This window comes from Hymenobacter sp. PAMC 26628 (assembly GCF_001562275.1).
GTDB lineage: Bacteria > Bacteroidota > Bacteroidia > Cytophagales > Hymenobacteraceae > Hymenobacter.
The window spans coordinates 2,345,983-2,363,353 of the sequence record NZ_CP014304.1 but is presented as its reverse complement, the minus strand read 5'-3'; the positions used below and the strand labels follow the sequence as shown (position 1 = coordinate 2,363,353).

Below are 17,371 nucleotides of genomic sequence, written 5' to 3'. Positions count from 1 at the left end.
GGTTGGGTTATACACCGGAATGCTGGGCAGGAACAGCAGCACGTCAATGAATGGGCCCCCCGTTGAGCAGCGTCGTGCCGAAGTGGGTCAGTTGCGCGTTTTCCTGGAAGCGGAAACGGCCCTTGGTCAGGCCCGATTTCAGGCGCAGGCTGTACCGCTTAAAATCGGGGCCCCGCACAATGCCTTCCTGGTGGAAGTACTCGCCGGAAACCAAGTAGTTGCTGGCATTTTTGCCTTCCCCTGAGCCGCCCGAGAGATTGAGGTTGTAGTCCTCCGTGCGGCCGGTGCGAAAAAACTCCTTTTGCCAGTCGGTGTCCGTGTTGGGGTCGAACTTACCGCCTGCGCCTTTTACGGCCCCGGCCAAGCTGTTCTGGCCAAGCTGTTCTGGCCACTGTTGAGTAGTCGAGGCCCGCATTACTGTAAGCCGTCACGGCCCGGTCGGCCCACTGGCTGGCGTTGGTCAAGTTGTAGCGCTTATAGAGCTGGTCGATGCCAGCGTAGGCGTTGATGCCGATGGTGGGGGCACCCCGGCCTTGCCGCGCTTGGTGGTTATCTGCACCACGCCGTTCGCCCCACGGGAGCCGTAGATAGCCGTCGACGAGGCATTTTTAGGATGTTGAGCGTGGCAATGTCGTTCGGGTTCAGGGCGCGGATGTTATCCGTCCAAAGCCCGTCAATCACGTACAGCGGCGATTTGTTGCTCAAGCCTGTGCTGCCCGACCCCCGAATGGCAATGACCGGCGTGTCGCCGGGCCCGCCCGAGCCCTGCGCCTGCACCCCGGCCACCCGGCCCTGGATGCCCTGCACCACCGTAGCCACGGGGGTTTTGGTGGCTTCCTTCACATCGAGGCTGCTCACGGCGCTGCTCACGTTCTGGCGGTCCTGGGCCAGGTAGCCCATCACCACGTCCGCCAGCGCATTGCTGTCGACCACCAGGGCGGCGTCTACCGTGGTGCGGCTGCCCACCACCACTTCCTGGCTGGCGTAGCCTACGTACGAAAACACCAGCGTGGCCCCATCCGGCACCTCCAGGGTGTAGCGGCCGTCGGCGTTGGTCTGGGTGCCGAGGCTGGGGCCTTTCACGATAACGTTGACGCCGGGCAGGCCACCGCCTTTTTCGTCCACCACGCGCCCGCTAATGGGCCCCGCGGCCCAGGTAGGGCCCCGCAGCTCATCCGGGGCAATGCGGTGGGCCAGTAGCGGCTGCAAGGGCAGCTCAGCGCAGCAGGCAAAGCCAGGCGCCACATTTTTGGTACGGACTTTCGGAGAGGTTGGGTAAGTAAGGAAAACATTTACGAATGCACAATCGATTGTGCATTTGTCTCAAAAAAACGCCACCAGATTGCCGTTGGCGCCGTGCAGGTGCCGCCGAAAAGGGACGAATTGGAAACAATAAGACAGTAAATAAGACAGTAATAGTTACTTTATCAGCAGCAGCAAAATGATATACGCCCATTTGATATACGCCCATTTCAAGCGCAAAAATTATCAACGAGGCGGTAAAAATCTGTAAAAAATGCATTTTTTCGATTAACAGCCACTATCAAGCGACGAAAAATATTTTTGTCATTTAGCTGATACATCTTTTTTGCATTAACGATTGTATAAGCTTCGCCGAACTTCAGCTTAAAATGATGCTGGCCAGCAAAGGCATTGATAAGGGGCATTATGCTCCGCTGGGGGAGGCGCCCGGCTTGGATTTGCTAGCAGTGGGGCCCGTCAGACCCAGTGAGGGCCTCTGCCAAAGACGTGCCGGGCGAGTAGTTGGCTTGTCCGCTGCCGTAGCGGCCCCAGCACTGGCTGGCAAATCAGCGCCGCTGTAGCAACGGACCTGGTTTACCGGCCAGTGCTGGGGCCCCACCCAGCCTTTCAGGGAAAACGTTGGGCGGGCAGCGATTGGGTAGTGCTACGTGGCTACCCGGCGGCGGCGCGTTACTTCTGCTTTTTCTTTAGCGCCTCGGCCACGGCTTGTTGCAGCAGGGGCTCCATTACGCGGTAGCCGGCCAGGGTGGGGTGCACGCCGTCGCGGGCCAGGCCCGGCTTCATGCCCATGTGGTCGTCGACCAGCGCCGCGTGGTAATCTAAGTACACGAAGTGGTGCTGCTGGGCGTAGGCCTTCATTTGTGCGTTGAGGGCCACTATTTTGGGCCCCGGGCCGAGCCCGGGCCGCCAGGGAAATTCGGCGGCGGGCATCACCGAGCACAGGATGACCCGCAGGCCGTGCGCGTGGGCCAGCTCGGCCATCGACGCAATGTTGTTCAGGGTGGCTTGGGGCTGGTAGGGCCCCGTATTTTCGGCGATGTCGTTGATGCCGGCCAAGATGGCCACCGCGGCGGGGCGCAGGTCCAGCACGTCTTGCCGGAAGCGCAGCAGCATCTGGGGCGAGGTTTGCCCGCTAATGCCGCGGCCCACGTACTCGTAGGGCTTGCCGGCGAAAAAGGTCGGGTCGGCCCCGGGCCACCCGTCGGTGATGGAGTTGCCCATCAGCACCACGCGCGGCGTGCCGGCTGTTGGCGCCGGCAGCTGCTGGTTGGCGGGGGCGTAGCGGGCCAGGTTGGCCCAGTCGGTGCGCAAGGGGGCGGGCGCCGGGGCGGGGCTGGGGCCCTGCTGGGCCAGGAGCGGCGTAGCCAGTAGGGTGAAGGCCAGCAGGTTGAGGGCCAGCGCAGGAAGCAAATGTTTATTCACAACGGCAGGTAGATTGAGGAGCGGATGGGAGAAATAGGTGGCACGGCCAATGCATGACGGGCAGCGGTGGCCGCGGGCGGGTTTGGTGGGAAATATAAGGCGCCGCTAGGGCACTTCTTCCACTTCCACGCGCCGGTTGCGGGCATCGGGCGATGGGTACAGGGGGCGCGCGTCGCCGTAGCCGGCGGTGGCGATGCGCTCGGCCGCGACGCCGGCCCGCACCAGGTAATCCTTCACGGCGGCGGCCCGCTGCTCCGACAGCACCTGGTTTTTGTTGGGTTCGCCCACGCGGTCGGTGTGGCCCAGCACGCGGACGCGCCGGGCCGGCTGCGCCTTCAGGCCGGTGGCCAGCTGGTCGAGCGCCGGGCGGGCCGCGGGCAGCAGCTTGGCCTTGCCCACTTGGAACAGCACCGTGGGCAGCACCACCGGCGCGGGCGGCGCCGGTACGGGCACCGTGGGCGCGGGGCGCAACGTGTCGGGCGGCGCTGGGGCGGGCAGGGCCGGCGTGGGCAGCGGGGCAACCGGCGGGGTGGGCGCGGGGGCCAGCGGCGCCGGGCCGGGCAGCGCGGCGGCCGCCGCCGGGGCCCCGGCCACGCCAACGGTGATGGGCACCACGGCGCTTTGCTCGGTGGGGTAGTAGCCCTGCTTTAGGTAAAAGGTGGTGGGTTTGCTGAGCCGGGTGCGGTACGTGTTGCCGGTGGCCAGGGGCTGCTGGAGGCCGGCGTCGGCAAACCACTGCACGTCGCGGCCCGACACGCGCACCGCGCTTAGGGCCCCGGCGCGCACCGTGGCCGCCGATTTCAGCTTGATGCGGTAGAACGTATAGGTGCCCGTATTGCAGTTGCCGATGGGCTCGTAGGTGGCGTGGCCGGTCAGCTTCTCCTCACTTTCGTCGTAGGTAAACGCGATGGTGCCGTAGCACCAGTAGCTGAGAAACGAGCGCCCGGTTTCGCTGAGCTTGCGCCCGTGCGCCAGCCGCATGCCGTTCCCGGTGGCTGCGCGCGCGCCGCGCATTTGGAACGTGACCGAGGCCCCGGGGTTGCCGCCTTCCTCCTGGTAGAGCACCCCAAACAGGCCGTCGCCCGCGCTTTTTTGCACCCGCAATTCCGTGGGCCAGTGCGCGCCCCGGCGGTGGGTGTCGGTTTCGACGCCCTGCCAGCTGCCGGCCAGGGATTGCGCGCGCAGGGGCCCCACCAGTACCCAAGCGCCGAGGCCAAACCAAAAGCTGCGTTTCATGGGCCTAAAATAAATACCAGCCGGCTTAGGACCCCGGAGCGCAGCGCCTGCTACCCCAGGTAAGCCATGTCGTCCGCGCTCAGCTGGATGCCGGCGGCGGCCAGGTTTTCGCGCAGGTGGGCCAGCGACGACGTGCCCGGAATGGGCAGCAGCAGGGGCGACTTGTGCAGCAGCCAGGCAATGTTGAGCTGGGCTTCGGTCACGCCGCGCTGCTTGGCCAGGGTGGCCAGCTTGTCGCCGGCCTTGGGCAGGCCGTGCACCAGCGAGAAGAACGGCACCAGCGGAATGCTGTGCTGCTCGCACAGGGCCAGTACTTCTTCGCCGCCGCGGGTTTCGCCGTGGGCCTCGCGCAGCGTGGTGCGCTGGGCGTAGCCGTACATGTTCTCCACGGTGGCAATTTCGCCCATTTTGAGGCCGGCGGCCAGCTCCTCGGGGCCCACGTTGCTCAGGCCCACGTGCTGGATTTTGCCTTCCTTTTGCAGCTCAAACATGGCGCCCAGCTGCTCAGCCAGCGGCACTCCGCCGTGGCCCATCAGGCGCAAATGCACCAGCTGCACTTGCTCTTGGCGCAGGGTGCGCAGGTTGTTTTCGATGCTGGTGCGCAGGTTGGCGGGCGTGTTGAAGGGCACCCAGCTGGCATCGGGCCGGCGGGTGGCGCCCACTTTGGTGCAAATCACCAAGTTCTGGGGGTAGGGGTGCAAGGCCTCCACAATCAGGCGGTTGGTTACGTCCTCGCCGTAGTAGTCGGCCGTGTCGATGAAGTTGACGCCGTGGGCCACGGCCGTTTTCAGGATTTCCAGCGCCTGGGGCCGGTCGGCCGGCTCGCCCCATATCTGGGGCCCCGTGAGGCGCATGGTGCCGTAGCCCAGGCGGTTCACGGTGAGGGGGTGGGCGGAGTTGGGGGCAATGATGAGCGTCATGGCAGGGGCCTGAAGTGAAAAAGTAGTGTGGCCCAAACAGACGTTTCCGGCGCAGGTTTGCTTTACGGGGCCCCTTTATTTGCGCGCCGCGCCGCTTTTCTGGTACGACTGGATGCTTTCGGCCACTTCCACCAGCGGCGCAATGTCGATTTCCCGCTCGTACGCCTCGAGGTAGCGCAGCAGCTGGCGGTGCGCGGCCAGGTCCACGTTCAGCGGGTGGCCGCCGCCCACCCCGTGGAACAGGAACACCAGCAGCGTGTGCGCCTGCTGCGCCTGCTTCACCAAGTCAATCAGGTGGCCGTTGATGCCGTAGCAGTCCACGTTGGTCAGGTCCACCTGACCGGGCGTTTGGAGGCCGGGCGCCACGCCGCGGGCGGCCACAAAATCGGGTTTCAGCTGGTCGTAGAAGTTCACGCCGCCAATCTGCCGGTCGCCGCAGGGATAGGCGAAGGTGCGGGCCGTTTTGCCATCGATGGCCTGGAGCAACGCGTTGGTGGCCCTGATTTCGGCCACGGCGCGGCTCACGGTGTACTTGCTCAGGTCGTTGTCGGGCGTCACGAAGCCGCGGCCCGGCAGGCTGCCGTCGCAGGGGTGGAACAGGGCGTGGTTGCCGAGCTCGTGCCCGCGCTGGGCCGCCCGCCGCCACTCGGGCAGCCGCTTGGCCACGGCCGGCGACGAGCCGATGAGGTAAAACGTGCTCCGCAGCTTCAGCGAGTCGAGGGCAGGAATGGCGTTGTCGAGGTCGGCGTCGATGGCGTCGTCGTAGGTCAGCACCACGGCGCAGGGCTTGCCGTGCTCAGGCATCGGGGGCGGGTTGGGCGGTGGCGGCGTGGCCTGCCAGCAGCAGGGCCGCCGCGGCCGGCAGCGACAGAATTCTGGGGAAGTGCATTCCCAAACTTAAGAAGGAGAGCGGGTCATTTGTGCGCAAGCTAGACTCGTTACGAAGTATAATGCGAAAATTGACCGGCTGCTGTAGAGACGCGACACTTCGCATCGCCTCGTTGAACGACGGTTAGACGGCGCGAACGCCGAGACGTGAAGTGTCGCGTCTCTATCCCATGCTCTCGCAAATTGCTTCGCGTCGGGTATGAGTCAACTCAAGCCCGCTGCGCAACCTGGTCGGGCGCGAGCCGCTGCTGCAAACGGCTCGGCGCAGCCCGGCAACTTTGCGTGGGTGCTCATAAACAGGGCCCCAGCGGATATGCGGCAGCTATTTCACTGGGGCCCCTAATGATTGGCCAACGGTCCTAGTTTCCCAGCCGGAAGTCCGATACGCTGTTCTGCGTCAGGCGGATGTCCTCGAAGTGGCTGGTAGCGCCCGTGTCGATGGGGCACTGCGCGCTCACGCCTGCCCACAGCTCGGCGGGGTAGTCGTTTTTGTAGAGGCGCACCAGCTGCCAGGTTTTCTGGTCGAGCGAGTAGTAGCTGCCCACGGTGCGCGTATCCGACGAGATTTTCAGATAGGCCGTGGGGCCCTGCACCACGTCGTGGTTGTTGTCGTCGGACGTGCCGATGGTGCGCACCGACACGATGCGGTGGCGGCCGCGCTCGTCCTGCTCGAAGCAGGGCTTGTGCCAGCGCCGGTCGTTCACGTAGAGGTACAGCACGCCGGCGTTGTAGAGCCCCTTGGCCGTGAAGCCGGGGGTCACCCTCGCCGCCAGCGTAAAGGGCTTGGTGTTATCGACTTTAGCCAGCAGGATGGGGGCTGTGTTGTTGGAAAGCTTGTTGTCGTTCGGGTCGCAGAAAAAGTCCTTTTTCGCGCCCACCCGAAACGCCGTCCGGCCCTGGGCATCGGTGGTGGCCAGGGTATCGGCCCCGTTCACGGCCTTGGTGAAGTGGATGCCCGCCAGCTGGATGTCGCAGGGCTTGCCGCTCACGCGGGCCGTATCCTGGGCGGCCGTAGAGCCGGGTGCGGGCGGGGCCCCCGGCGCAGCGGTGGCCGCCGCAGCGGGGGCTTAGTGGTCGGCGCAGCTCCCCAGCAGGAGCAGCCCCAGCAGGGCTGGGAACGTAGAAATATGTTGCTTCATAAGAAGTGCTGACGGGGAAATGGAGCGGGGGGCTTGGACACGGGCAAACGTAAGAACGAATCCCGCAGCGCCGGCAAATGCGCCGCCCGCCCCAAAAACCAGTTGGCCCGGGGCCCTGGGGCCCCAGGGCGCGTAGCGTTTCCCCAGCCGTGCGCCCAGTCCCCACGGGCCCTGCTGGTGTGCCTTCGGCGCAACTCGTGGTTGCCGCGCGGGAAAGCCGGGCTCTCCGCAGAACGACCCGGCGCGCTGGCGTGAGCTTACCGGCCCGGCATTGGCTTTTGGGCCACCAATCGCACGAGGCGCAGCGTTTCCTTGGTAAAATCGGCTGGGGCCAGCGGCTCTTCGTAGCGCACAATCTTCAACCCCGCCCCGCCGTATAGCTTGGGCAACTCGTTGGTATTGAAGAATACGCGGTAGTCGCCGTCCACGACTTGCAAGCGCTTGGTAGCATCCATGTGGAACGCCTCCAGCACCACCAGCCCGCCGGGCTTGAGGGCCCGGGCCACGCGGGGCGCGTAGTCGCGCCCGCCGGCGTAGCTCAGCACAATTAGGTCCCACTTATTGGTGCCCCACTCGTAGGTGGCCATGTCGTGCACTTCGGTGGCGAGCGGCACGCCCAGGGTGTGCGCCCGCTGCTGCGCAAACGCAAGCGCCTTTTCTGCCACGTCGACGCCCGTGACCTGCCACCCCAATTGGGCCAAATACAAAGCGTTGCGCCCCTCGCCCATGTCGGCGTCGAGGGCCGTGCCAGGGGCCAGCCCTTTCACCGCCTGCACCAGCAAGGCATTCGGCGCCGTGTTGAGGACCTTCGTGCGGGCCACCGAATCGGTGAGCAGGTAGTTCCAGCGCTGGCGGGTGCGTTCGGCCATCTGGCGGGCGTACGCTTCTTTCTGGGCCGGTGTGGCTTGGGCCGGCAGCACGGGCGGGGGCCCCAACCCCGGAATGGGCGGCAGGCTCCGCTGGCCGGTTGGCGCCTGCTGCTGGGCGTGCACCGGCGCGGGGGCAAGCAGACTGGCCCCCGCCAGCAAACAGGCCCCCAGCGTGGCAACGGACAGGGCGAACGACATAGCAAGCATGATTAAAAGTGAATAGATAATTACAAATTAATCATAGCTACTGAAATAATTATTGAAATAATATATATTAAAAATAGAATTAATTTAGTGGGCCCCACTGGCGCGAGTTTAGCGAAGCGTAACTCGTGCCTGTCCTTTGGGGGAGGCTGTGCCTCCCACAGGACGACCCCATAGCACGACCCCACAGGACGAGGCAGTAAGCGCGGCCGCCGCTTGCCGCCAGTGCAGTTCCGCCTTGCCGCTGGCGCGGCAGTGGAGGTACAACCTCCACGTCATGGTGAGGCACGAGTTACGGCTGCGCCTAAACTCGCGCCAGCGGTGCTTATTTCGGGGCATGAGTGAGAAGTACAAGATTCGGGATTCGCAGCATTTGTACTTCGTCAGCTTTGCTACGGTCAACTGGATTGACGTTTTCACCCGCCGGCTTTACAACGATATTTTCGTGGACAGCCTGCGGTACTGCCAGGAGCACAAAGGCTTGGAAATCTACGCGTGGTGCCTCATGACCAACCACGCCCATCTCATCGTCAGCACTGAAGCCGAGCACCTCTCCGGCATCCTGCGCGACCTGAAGCGGCACACGGCCAAAGCCGTGCTCCGCGCCATCGAGGACAAGCAGCAGGAAAGCCGCCGCAGCTGGGTGCTGTGGATGTTTGAGGGGGCCGGCCAGCGCAACGCCCACAACACGAAATACCAGTTCTGGCAGCACGACAGCCACCCCATCGAGTTGCACTCCATCGAGCTGCAACAGCAGCGGCTCCATTACCTGCACCAAAACCCCGTCGTGGCCGGCTTTGTGGATGCGCCGGAAGATTTTCTCTACAGTAGCGCCCGCAATTACGCCGGCCGCCCCGGCCTGGTCGAGGTACTGCTAATCGGCTAACCCTGCACCCTTAGCCCCAAATAGCTGGCGCGAGTTTAGCGACCAACGGGAGCGCAACTCGTGCCTTCCTTCCGGGGGAGGCTGTGCCTCCCACAGAACGAGCCGTTACCACATTGCCACCAGCACAGCCGCCCCCCACCACCAGCGCAGCAGTGGAAGCGCACCCCCACAGCACAGCTGGTCATGCGCCACAGCTGCACCTAAACGCGCACCAATCCAGGGGCCCCACCCCCGCGCCCCCGCCGCCGCTGCCGAAGCGGGCCGCGTCTTGCAGTAGTGCCCGGCTCAACTTAGGCTATAGTTGAGGCCGGGGCCGCTGCCGTGCCGCGCAATCAGGCCCCGGTCAACCAAAATGGCTAGTATTTTTTTGACTGTAGGAGCCGGAATGTCCAGCCGGCTGGCAATAACCCCGGACCGGCAGCCTGGATTATTTTCAATGAACAGTAGGATGGATTTTTCGCGGGGCTGCAGTTGGCTTTCCGCGCCTTCGGCCGTCAGCTTCTGCAACAATTGCTGCTGCACGTTGCCCAGGGCACTGAAAAAGAAAGTCAGCCACGACGAAATATTCTCGCCCGGTCGCTGCGACTGGCACCGCTGCAGTTCGCGGTAATACTCGGTTTTGCGGCTCTCTATCTCGTGCTCCAGGCTCACGTACTGAATCCAGACGTAGCCCTGCCGCAGCAAAAGCAAGGTGGCCAGCAACCGGCTAAGCCGCCCGTTGCCGTCCTGAAACGGATGAATGCTCAAAAACTCGTAGCAGAACAAGGCGCATTTCACCAGCGGGTGCGTGGCCGCGTCCTGCGCATACCAGGCCAGCAGTGCCCGCATGGCATCCTCGGTCGCGATGCCCGGCGCGGTGGTCGCAAACACCAGCCGCTTCGTGCCATCGGGCAGGCTGGCCTCCACGGAATTGGGATGCTGTTTGTAGTTGCCCCGGTGCAACTCGTCCTTGCGGCTGAACCGCAGCAATTGGCTATGCAGTCCTTTCAAGCTATTTTCAGTGATGTCAATGTCGGCGTAGGACTCGGTAATCAAGTCCAGTGCCTGAAAGTAGCCCACCACTTCCTGCGAATCCCGGTCCTCCAGCTTCATAATGTCGGTGTTGCGCAGCAGTACGTCCACTTCCGCGTCGCTCATCCGCGAGCCCTCAATGCGCGTCGAAGCCCCCACGCTCCGCACCGTGGCAATGGCCTTGAGTTGCTTGAGGCTCTGGCCTTCCCGTCGCTCAATGGCCGACCACGACGCATCAAACCTGTCCAGCTTGCTCACCGCCGCCAGTAATCCCCAATCCAGCGTCACCGCCACCGTGTGTACCTGCGTTTCCATGCCGCAAAAGTACGCGCCGCCCACCGCGCCAGATACGGTACGATACGATAGGAGCTAGTAGCGATACGATAGGCTCGCCCGCCCCACTGCCGCTGCCGAAGCGGGCCGCGTCGCGCCGCCGCGCCCGGCGGGCCCGCGTGGGCGGGGCCCCGTTACGCACAACACCCTGCCCTCCCGAGGTTGGGAAGGCAGGGTGTGGGGAATCAATTTTTTTCATAAAGAATTACAGCACTTTCAACAGTTTTATTCTGTCTAAATACTTTACCTGATAGTCAAGTAATTCATCGTAGGTCAATAGGTTTATATGTAAAGCTCCCATTTGTCGCATTCTTTTATTTAAGTTATATATGTTGCTGGCTTTATCCGCTGACCTTCCAATTAGTAGATTGTATTCAACCTTCGTTGGAATAAATCCAAAGACTTGGTTTAGTTTTTTTTGATACTCTTCACTTTCGATATAGTCTTTATAGTCATTTACCTGAAATATATAACTCATCAATGAGCTATAAGGGTCTGGATGAAATTTTGTCTTCTTAATAAATCTTTCATTAGGAAGCTTTACTTCTAATATACTTAGGTCTGTAAGGTGGCTAAAGTTTGGACTTAAAGAATAGTCAGGTTCGTAGAAATTCTTTTTGTTGTAATGAAGTTTGGCTTCATACCAGTGGTTATTATAATTGTCTCTCTTGATTAAAAATGAATTGTCATTGAAAATATTGTGGAATTCCTTTTCTTCTTTGTCCTTCTTGTCTAACCTTGTTGCCCTTTTTAATTCTTTGATGTACCTGTCTATGCCTAACTCAATTTGTTTTTCATTCAATATTAGCCAATCGTAATTTAACTTACGAGGAAAAGATTTGAAATTTTTTGTTAAAATATTGGTATCAACTTTCGACTTTCGGTCAGAAGAAAAATAGTAGCTATAGTCAATATTGCCCGAATTAAATTTAACACCAAGGTTGTCTAGCTCATCAAGAACTTGTTTGCGCCATGTTTTTGCAGAACTAATAAAGTGCTTTAGGTAAGTGCCAAAATTTTCAATAGTGGTATCTTCTAAAACATCTGAAAACTTGTATTTAGAATAAGCATCAGTATGGTCGCCTTGATCAATGATTAGGATAATGGGTATATTGTAAAAATTAAAATCGAGGTTAGAATATGTTCTCGAAGTGTCTCTCGTAATGCGCTGTAGAAAGTCTGTTGCCTTCTCCTTATCAATGTTATCTTCTGTTATTACCAAATCCAATGGCAAGTTATTTCTCACCACATTATTAGTTAAAAATTCTTCTGCTTTGTCGTAAGAATAGAAAAATAGTAAACTATCTTTCTCGCTCAAGGTTGAGAGATGGTTTCTTACTGCCTCTGTATAATAGTTGTTCTTAAGAATAAAAACGATATTCATTTCTTGCTGAGTCGTAGTTATAAGAACAAAAAAACGTACTACTTAATAATGTAGCACGTTTTTCAAAGTTAGTATAAAATTAATTGCTACATATTGCGCCGGTACTGCCCGCCGACTTCAAACAGCGCGTTCGTAATCTGGCCGAGCGAGCAGTACTTCACCGTTTCCATCAGCTCGGCGAAGAGGTTGCCGTTGGCCACGGCGATTTGCTGGAGCTGCTGGAGCCGCGCCGGGGCCTGGTCGGCGTGGCGCTGGTGCTGTTAATTAAAATGAATCTGTTGCCGGGAGACTTCCACAATTTGTTGCAAAACACCCAGTAGCGTATCCAATTCGTTGACGAGGTAACGCTTGTTGTCCAGGGTGACATCATTGTTTTCGTATTTGAGAAAGCGCCACTCAATTCCAGTAGTTGAACAGCCATATAAGGTAACGGGATGGTTGCCCTCCAAATCGTTGAATTTGCGGGCTGCAATCAATTGAGCCGAGCATTGGATGGTCCCTTGCTCAACGTCTTGCTTTTTGGCTTCGGTGATGCAAAAAATAGGAGCCGTTACGAAGTCCTGGATTCGGCTAAAGGAAAAGATGAAATCACACTCCCCGTTCAAACCCTGGCTGCCATCCACATCCAGGTTCATACCGGAATAAATTGAAAATTGGTTGGTATTCAAGCTGCTCAGCTCCATCAGAATCGGAGAAACCAACCGTTCCGAACGCGATTTTTCGCTGCTGAATCCCATTCCCATTCCTTTATCCAACGACTCGCGCAACCAAGCCGAAGGGGCGACAGGCACCACGTCCGGAAACAAGTTTTCGGAACCGTAACGGATGCCAAACCGAGCCACGATCTCCTTCGCTGAAAAATCACTGTAAGCCATATAATGGAAGTATTGAGGTACAAAAGGTACGTTACATATTGCGCCGGTACTGCCCGCCGACTTCAAACAGCGCATTGGTAATCTGGCCGAGCGAGCAGTATTTCACCGTTTCCATCAGCTCGGCGAAGAGGTTGCCGTTGGCCACGGCGATTTGCTGGAGCTGCTGGAGGCGCGCCGGGGCCTGGTCGGCGTTGCGCTGGTGCAGCAGGTGCAGCATGTCGATTTGGTACTGCTTTTCCTCCTCCGTGGCGCGGATGACTTCGGCCGGCACCACCGTGGGCGAGCCCTTCGACGAGAGGAAGGTATTCACCCCGATGATGGGGTACTCGCCGGTGTGCTTCAGCATCTCGTAGTGCATGCTTTCCTCCTGGATTTTGCCGCGCTGGTACATGGTTTCCATGGCCCCGAGCACGCCGCCGCGCTCCGTGATGCGGTCGAATTCGAGCAGCACCGCCTCTTCCACCAGCTCCGTCAGCTCCTCGATGATGAAGGAGCCTTGCAGCGGGTTTTCGTTTTTGGCCAGCCCCAGCTCGCGGTTGATGATGAGCTGAATAGCCATGGCCCGGCGCACCGATTCCTCGGTGGGCGTGGTGATGGCCTCGTCGTAGGCGTTGGTGTGCAACGAGTTGCAGTTGTCGTAGATGGCGTACAGGGCCTGCAGCGTGGTGCGGATGTCGTTGAAGTCGATTTCCTGGGCGTGCAGGCTGCGGCCCGACGTCTGGATGTGGTACTTCAGCATCTGGCTGCGGGCGTCGGCGCCGTACTTCAGCTTCATGGCCTTGGCCCAGATGCGGCGCGCCACCCGCCCAATCACGGCGTACTCCGGGTCGATGCCGTTGGAGAAGAAGAAGCTCAGGTTCGGCGCGAAGTCGTTCACGCTCATGCCCCGGCTCACGTAGTATTCCACGAACGTGAAGCCGTTGCTCAGCGTGAGGGCCAGTTGGGTGATGGGGTTGGCCCCCGCCTCGGCAATGTGGTAGCCGGAAATCGACACAGAGTAGAAATTCCGCACCTTCTCGGTGATGAAATACTCCTGCACGTCACCCATTAGGCGCAGGGCAAACTCGGTGCTGAAAATGCAGGTGTTCTGGGCCTGGTCTTCCTTCAGAATGTCGGCCTGCACGGTGCCGCGCACCTGCGTCAGCGTCCGGGCCTTGATGGCAGCGTACACGTCGGCGGGCAACACGTCCTCGCCCGTCACGCCGAGCAGGAGCAGGCCGAGGCCGTCGTTGCCGGCCGGCAGCTCGCCCTGGTAGCGGGGCCGGGGCTGGTTTTTGGCCGCGTAAATCTGGTCAACTTTGGCATCGACTTCAGCCGTCAGCTCGTGCTCTTTAATGTAAAGCTCGCACTGCTGGTCGATGGCCGCGTTCATGAAAAACGCCGCCAGCGTAGCCGCCGGGCCGTTTATCGTCATCGAAACCGACGTGCTGGGGTTGGCCAGGTTGAAGCCCGAGTAGAGCTTCTTGGCATCGTCGAGGCAGGCGATGCTCACGCCCGCGTTGCCGATTTTGCCGTAGATGTCGGGCCGCAAGTCCGGGTCTTCGCCGTAGAGTGTTACCGAGTCGAAGGCCGTGCTCAGGCGCTTGGCGGGCAGGCCCATGCTCACGTAGTGGAAGCGGCGGTTGGTGCGCTCGGGGCCCCCTTCGCCGGCAAACATGCGGGTCGGGTCCTCGCCCTCGCGCTTGAAGGGGAACACGCCGGCCGTGTAAGGGAATTCGCCGGGGAAGTTTTCCTGCATGGCCCAGCGCAGGCGGTCGCCCCACCCAGTATAGCGCGGCACCGACACTTTCGGAATCATGTTGCCCGAGAGCGACTTGGTGTGCGTCTGCACCCGAATTTCCTTGCCGCGCACCGAGTACACGTACTCTGGGTTGCGGTAGTTCTGCAAGGTATTTTCCCAGTTTTCCAGAATGGCTTGGCTGTCGGCATCGAGGCGCCGGAGCTGGGTTTGCTTGTTCTTGCCGAACTCCTCCACGGTGCCTTCCGGGCTCTTTTTCTCGGCGCGGTAGTGTTCTTCGAGTTTGGCAAACGCGCCGGCTACTTCGGCAATGTTGGCCTGCTCGCGCACGCGCTGGTCGTAGGCGCGGTTGCTTTCGGCAATCTCGGAGAGGTAGCGCGTGCGGTGCGGCGGGATGATGTAAATCTTCTCCGAATCCTCCACCGTGGTTTCCAGCTTCGAAGCGAAGGTGGCCCCGGTTTTGGCCTCCAGCATCTTCAGCACCGCCCGGTACAGCCGGTTCATGCCGGGGTCGTTGAACTGCGAGGCAATCGTGCCGAACACCGGCATCTGGTCGGTGGGCGTGTCCCAGAGGTTGTGGTTGCGCTGGTACTGCTTGCGCACGTCGCGCAGCGCATCCAGGGCCCCGCGCTTGTCGAACTTGTTCAGCGCAATGACGTCGGCGAAGTCGAGCATGTCGATTTTTTCCAGCTGCGTGGCCGCGCCGTACTCGGGCGTCATCACATACAGGCTGGCGTCGGAGTGCTCAATGATTTCCGTATCGGACTGCCCGATGCCGCTGGTTTCGAGGATAATCAGGTCGTAGTTAGCAGCCTTCACTACATCCACCGCATCCTGCACGTAGCGGCTCAAAGCCAGGTTGCTTTGGCGCGTGGCCAGGCTGCGCATGTACACCCGCGGCGAGTTGATGGCGTTCATCCGAATCCGGTCGCCGAGCAGGGCCCCGCCGGTCTTGCGCTTGCTGGGGTCGACGGAAATAATGGCGATAGTCTTGCCGGGGAAGTCCATCAAGAAGCGCCGCACCAACTCATCCACCAGCGACGACTTGCCCGCGCCGCCCGTGCCGGTGATGCCGAGAATGGGGGCTTTGGTTGTCAGTTGTTCGTTGTCAGTTGTCGGGTCGTTCAGAGAACCGTCTTGCTCACTGACAACCGACAACTGATAACCAGCAACTAACTGGCTACGAACCCGCTCGAATTCCTCGGGGAAGTTCTCGGCGGCCGAAATCAGCCGGCCGATGCTGCGGGCATCTTTCTCTTTGACATGGCCCGCTTCGCCGTTCAGGTGCTGGCCCGTTGGGAAATCCGCCTGCTCCAGTAGGTTGTTAATCATGCCTTGCAAACCCATCGCCCGGCCATCATCCGGCGAGTAGATGCGGGTGATGCCGTAGTCTTGCAAGTCCGCAATCTCCGTGGGCAGAATCACGCCGCCGCCGCCGCCAAAGATTTTGATGTGGCCCGCGCCGCGCTCTTTCAGCAGGTCGAATATGTACTTGAAGTACTCGTTGTGCCCGCCCTGGTAGCTGGTAATGGCAATGGCCTGGGCATCTTCCTGAATGGCGCAATCCACGATTTCCTGTGCCGAGCGGTTGTGCCCAAGGTGAATCACCTCCGCGCCGCTGCTCTGAATGATGCGGCGCATGATGTTGATGGCCGCGTCGTGCCCGTCGAACAAAGCGGCGGCGGTGACGATGCGGACGTGGTTTTTGGGCTTGTAGGGCGCGGTGGGAGCGGGGTGCATAAGAGAGGGGATAGACGGGGAATGACGCCGTTTTTGGCCGGCCGGGGCCCCAAAAACGGCGCGTTTTTTAGGCAACGAAGGTACGGAAAAGCCTCGGCGGGGGCGGCCCGGCGCGCTGGGGGCCCCTGCAAAACCAAAACAGCCGGGCCGCCCATTGGGCCACCCGGCTGGATTAGCAGATTTGAAACAGGGTTAAGCCACCGCCGTTTCCTTAGCGGCTTTGGCCTTTTTCACGTCCGGAATCAGGTTGTGCGGGTTGATGACGAACTTCCGGGCCACGCCCTTGTCGAACTCGGCGTATCCTTTGGGAGCGTCGTCGAGGCTGATGATTTCCACGTTCACCGCCTTGGCAATCTGCACTTTGTCGTACAAGATGGCCTGCATGAGCTGGCGGTTATAGCTCATCACCGGCGTTTGGCCGGTGTGGAAGGAGTGGCTCTTGGCCCAGCCCAGGCCGAAGCGGATGGACAGGTTGCCCGTTTTGGCGGCTTTATCCGTTGCGCCGGGGTCGTCGGTCACGTACAGGCCGGGGATGCCGATGGCGCCGCCCGCCCGGGTGATTTCCATGAGCGAGTTGAGCACCGCGGCGGGCACTTCGGTTTTGGCTTGCGCGCCGTGGCCGCTGGCCTCGAAACCCACGCAGTCGATGGCGCAGTCAATTTCGGGCACGCCTAGGATGTCCGCAATCTGGTCGGCCAGGTTGGCGTCCTCGTTCAGGTCCACCGTTTCGCAGCCGAAAGAGCGGGCGTGCGCCAGGCGCGCCTTGTTCATGTCGCCCACAATCACCACGGCCGCGCCCAGCAGCTGGGCCGAAGCGGCGGCGGCCAGGCCCACGGGGCCCGCGCCGGCCACGTACACCGTAGTGCCGGGGCCCACGCCGGCCTTCACAGCGCCGTGAAAACCGGTCGGAAAAATGTCGCTCAGCATGGTCAGGTCGCGGATTTTCTCCATCGCCTGGTCCTTATTCGGGAACTTGAGCAGGTTGAAATCGGCGTACGGCACCAGCACGTATTCTGCTTGGCCGCCTACCCAGCCGCCCATGTCCACGTAGCCGTAGGCGCCACCGGCGCGGCCCTCGTTCACGGTCAGGCAGATGCCGGTTTTCATCTCCTTGCAGGTGCGGCAGCGGCCGCAGGCCACGTTGAAGGGCACCGACACCAAATCCCCTTTTTTCAGGAACTCCACGTCTTCGCCGGTTTCCACCACTTCGCCCGTGATTTCGTGGCCCAACACCAGCCCCGCCGGGGCCGTGGTGCGGCCGCGCACCATGTGCTGGTCGGAGCCGCAGATGTTGGTGGACACTACTTTGAGGATGACCCCGTGGGTGATTTTCTTGCCCTTGGGATTTTTTAATTCCGGAAAATCAATGCTTTGCACCTCGACTTTGCCGGGGCCCAAATAAACGACGCCTCTGTTGGTGGCCATGTTGTTGGGAGTTGGGTGGGAAAGACTGCCGGGCGCTG

General features: G+C 60.5%; 15 protein-coding genes. 1 reads left to right on the top strand and 14 read right to left on the bottom strand.

The genetic code is table 11. From position 1 onward, the window contains the following. Nucleotides 1-43: 43 nt before the first annotated feature. From AXW84_RS10320 to AXW84_RS10285, 9 genes are all read right to left on the bottom strand, one after another. Complete coding sequence (locus AXW84_RS10320) at nt 44-415, bottom strand: hypothetical protein (RefSeq protein WP_157886934.1); 372 nt, start codon at nt 413-415, stop codon at nt 44-46. Nucleotides 416-549: 134 nt separating this feature from the next. Continuing rightward, nucleotides 550-1,245: a carboxypeptidase-like regulatory domain-containing protein gene (locus AXW84_RS10315; RefSeq protein ID WP_068232363.1), complete on the bottom strand. Its 696-nt coding sequence runs from the start codon at nt 1,243-1,245 to the stop codon at nt 550-552. A 227-nt stretch (nt 1,246-1,472) separates the two neighbouring features. Beyond that, on the bottom strand, nt 1,473-1,667 hold the full coding sequence (locus AXW84_RS24800) for a hypothetical protein (RefSeq protein ID WP_157886933.1): 195 nt from the start codon (nt 1,665-1,667) through the stop codon (nt 1,473-1,475). 265 nt (nt 1,668-1,932) lie between these two features. After that, entirely contained in the window at nt 1,933-2,685 is a 753-nt protein-coding gene (locus AXW84_RS10310; protein WP_068232361.1) for an SGNH/GDSL hydrolase family protein, read from the bottom strand. Nucleotides 2,686-2,790: 105 nt separating this feature from the next. Next, on the bottom strand, nt 2,791-3,921 hold the full coding sequence (locus tag AXW84_RS10305) for an OmpA family protein (protein ID WP_068232358.1): 1,131 nt from the start codon (nt 3,919-3,921) through the stop codon (nt 2,791-2,793). Between the two features lie 50 nt (nt 3,922-3,971). Next, a complete protein-coding gene (locus AXW84_RS10300; protein WP_068232356.1) occupies nt 3,972-4,841 on the bottom strand; it encodes an aldo/keto reductase in 870 nt (289 codons plus the stop codon). Nucleotides 4,842-4,916: 75 nt separating this feature from the next. Next, nucleotides 4,917-5,645, bottom strand: coding sequence for a polysaccharide deacetylase family protein (locus tag AXW84_RS10295; protein WP_068232353.1), 729 nt, complete (start codon nt 5,643-5,645; stop codon nt 4,917-4,919). Nucleotides 5,646-6,088: 443 nt separating this feature from the next. Beyond that, a complete protein-coding gene (locus AXW84_RS10290) occupies nt 6,089-6,718 on the bottom strand; it encodes a DUF1349 domain-containing protein (protein WP_082773816.1) in 630 nt (209 codons plus the stop codon). Nucleotides 6,719-7,125: 407 nt separating this feature from the next. After that, the gene (locus AXW84_RS10285) at nt 7,126-7,935 is read right to left on the bottom strand and encodes a class I SAM-dependent methyltransferase (RefSeq protein WP_068232351.1); all 810 of its coding nucleotides are present in this window, start codon (nt 7,933-7,935) and stop codon (nt 7,126-7,128) included. 343 nt (nt 7,936-8,278) lie between these two features. Here AXW84_RS10285 and AXW84_RS10280 point away from each other — a divergent pair, with 343 nt between their 5' ends. Beyond that, nucleotides 8,279-8,827: an REP-associated tyrosine transposase gene (locus tag AXW84_RS10280; protein ID WP_068232348.1), complete on the top strand. Its 549-nt coding sequence runs from the start codon at nt 8,279-8,281 to the stop codon at nt 8,825-8,827. 285 nt (nt 8,828-9,112) lie between these two features. Here the strand turns inward: AXW84_RS10280 and AXW84_RS10275 are convergent, their stop codons facing one another. From AXW84_RS10275 to fdhA, 5 genes are all read right to left on the bottom strand, one after another. Further along, complete coding sequence (locus tag AXW84_RS10275; RefSeq protein WP_068232345.1) at nt 9,113-10,153, bottom strand: Fic family protein; 1,041 nt, start codon at nt 10,151-10,153, stop codon at nt 9,113-9,115. Between the two features lie 223 nt (nt 10,154-10,376). Then, complete coding sequence (locus tag AXW84_RS23215; RefSeq protein ID WP_071891180.1) at nt 10,377-11,555, bottom strand: DUF4263 domain-containing protein; 1,179 nt, start codon at nt 11,553-11,555, stop codon at nt 10,377-10,379. 260 nt (nt 11,556-11,815) lie between these two features. After that, nucleotides 11,816-12,430 carry a hypothetical protein gene (locus tag AXW84_RS10265; protein ID WP_068232339.1) on the bottom strand — a complete coding sequence of 205 codons (615 nt, stop codon included), beginning with the start codon at nt 12,428-12,430 and terminating at the stop codon, nt 11,816-11,818. A gap of 31 nt (nt 12,431-12,461) precedes the next feature. Then, nucleotides 12,462-15,908: a methylmalonyl-CoA mutase family protein gene (locus tag AXW84_RS10260; RefSeq protein ID WP_068232337.1), complete on the bottom strand. Its 3,447-nt coding sequence runs from the start codon at nt 15,906-15,908 to the stop codon at nt 12,462-12,464. Between the two features lie 192 nt (nt 15,909-16,100). Beyond that, complete coding sequence (fdhA, locus tag AXW84_RS10255; protein ID WP_068232334.1) at nt 16,101-17,333, bottom strand: formaldehyde dehydrogenase, glutathione-independent; 1,233 nt, start codon at nt 17,331-17,333, stop codon at nt 16,101-16,103. Nucleotides 17,334-17,371 lie beyond the last annotated feature (38 nt).

What these genes read in the sequence shown, in the direction of transcription:
- AXW84_RS10305 (WP_068232358.1), bottom strand. Translation starts at nt 3,921, where the DNA reads ATGAAACGCAGCTTTTGGTTTGGCCTCGGCGCTTGGGTACTGGTGGGG.
- AXW84_RS10300 (WP_068232356.1), bottom strand. Translation starts at nt 4,841, where the DNA reads ATGACGCTCATCATTGCCCCCAACTCCGCCCACCCCCTCACCGTGAAC.
- AXW84_RS10265 (WP_068232339.1), bottom strand. Translation starts at nt 12,430, where the DNA reads ATGGCTTACAGTGATTTTTCAGCGAAGGAGATCGTGGCTCGGTTTGGC.
- AXW84_RS23215 (WP_071891180.1), bottom strand. Translation starts at nt 11,555, where the DNA reads ATGAATATCGTTTTTATTCTTAAGAACAACTATTATACAGAGGCAGTA.
- AXW84_RS24800 (WP_157886933.1), bottom strand. Translation starts at nt 1,667, where the DNA reads ATGCCCCTTATCAATGCCTTTGCTGGCCAGCATCATTTTAAGCTGAAG.
- AXW84_RS10285 (WP_068232351.1), bottom strand. Translation starts at nt 7,935, where the DNA reads ATGTCGTTCGCCCTGTCCGTTGCCACGCTGGGGGCCTGTTTGCTGGCG.
- AXW84_RS10320 (WP_157886934.1), bottom strand. Translation starts at nt 415, where the DNA reads ATGCGGGCCTCGACTACTCAACAGTGGCCAGAACAGCTTGGCCAGAAC.
- AXW84_RS10260 (WP_068232337.1), bottom strand. Translation starts at nt 15,908, where the DNA reads ATGCACCCCGCTCCCACCGCGCCCTACAAGCCCAAAAACCACGTCCGC.
- AXW84_RS10295 (WP_068232353.1), bottom strand. Translation starts at nt 5,645, where the DNA reads ATGCCTGAGCACGGCAAGCCCTGCGCCGTGGTGCTGACCTACGACGAC.
- fdhA (WP_068232334.1), bottom strand. Translation starts at nt 17,333, where the DNA reads ATGGCCACCAACAGAGGCGTCGTTTATTTGGGCCCCGGCAAAGTCGAG.
- AXW84_RS10275 (WP_068232345.1), bottom strand. Translation starts at nt 10,153, where the DNA reads ATGGAAACGCAGGTACACACGGTGGCGGTGACGCTGGATTGGGGATTA.
- AXW84_RS10280 (WP_068232348.1), top strand. Translation starts at nt 8,279, where the DNA reads ATGAGTGAGAAGTACAAGATTCGGGATTCGCAGCATTTGTACTTCGTC.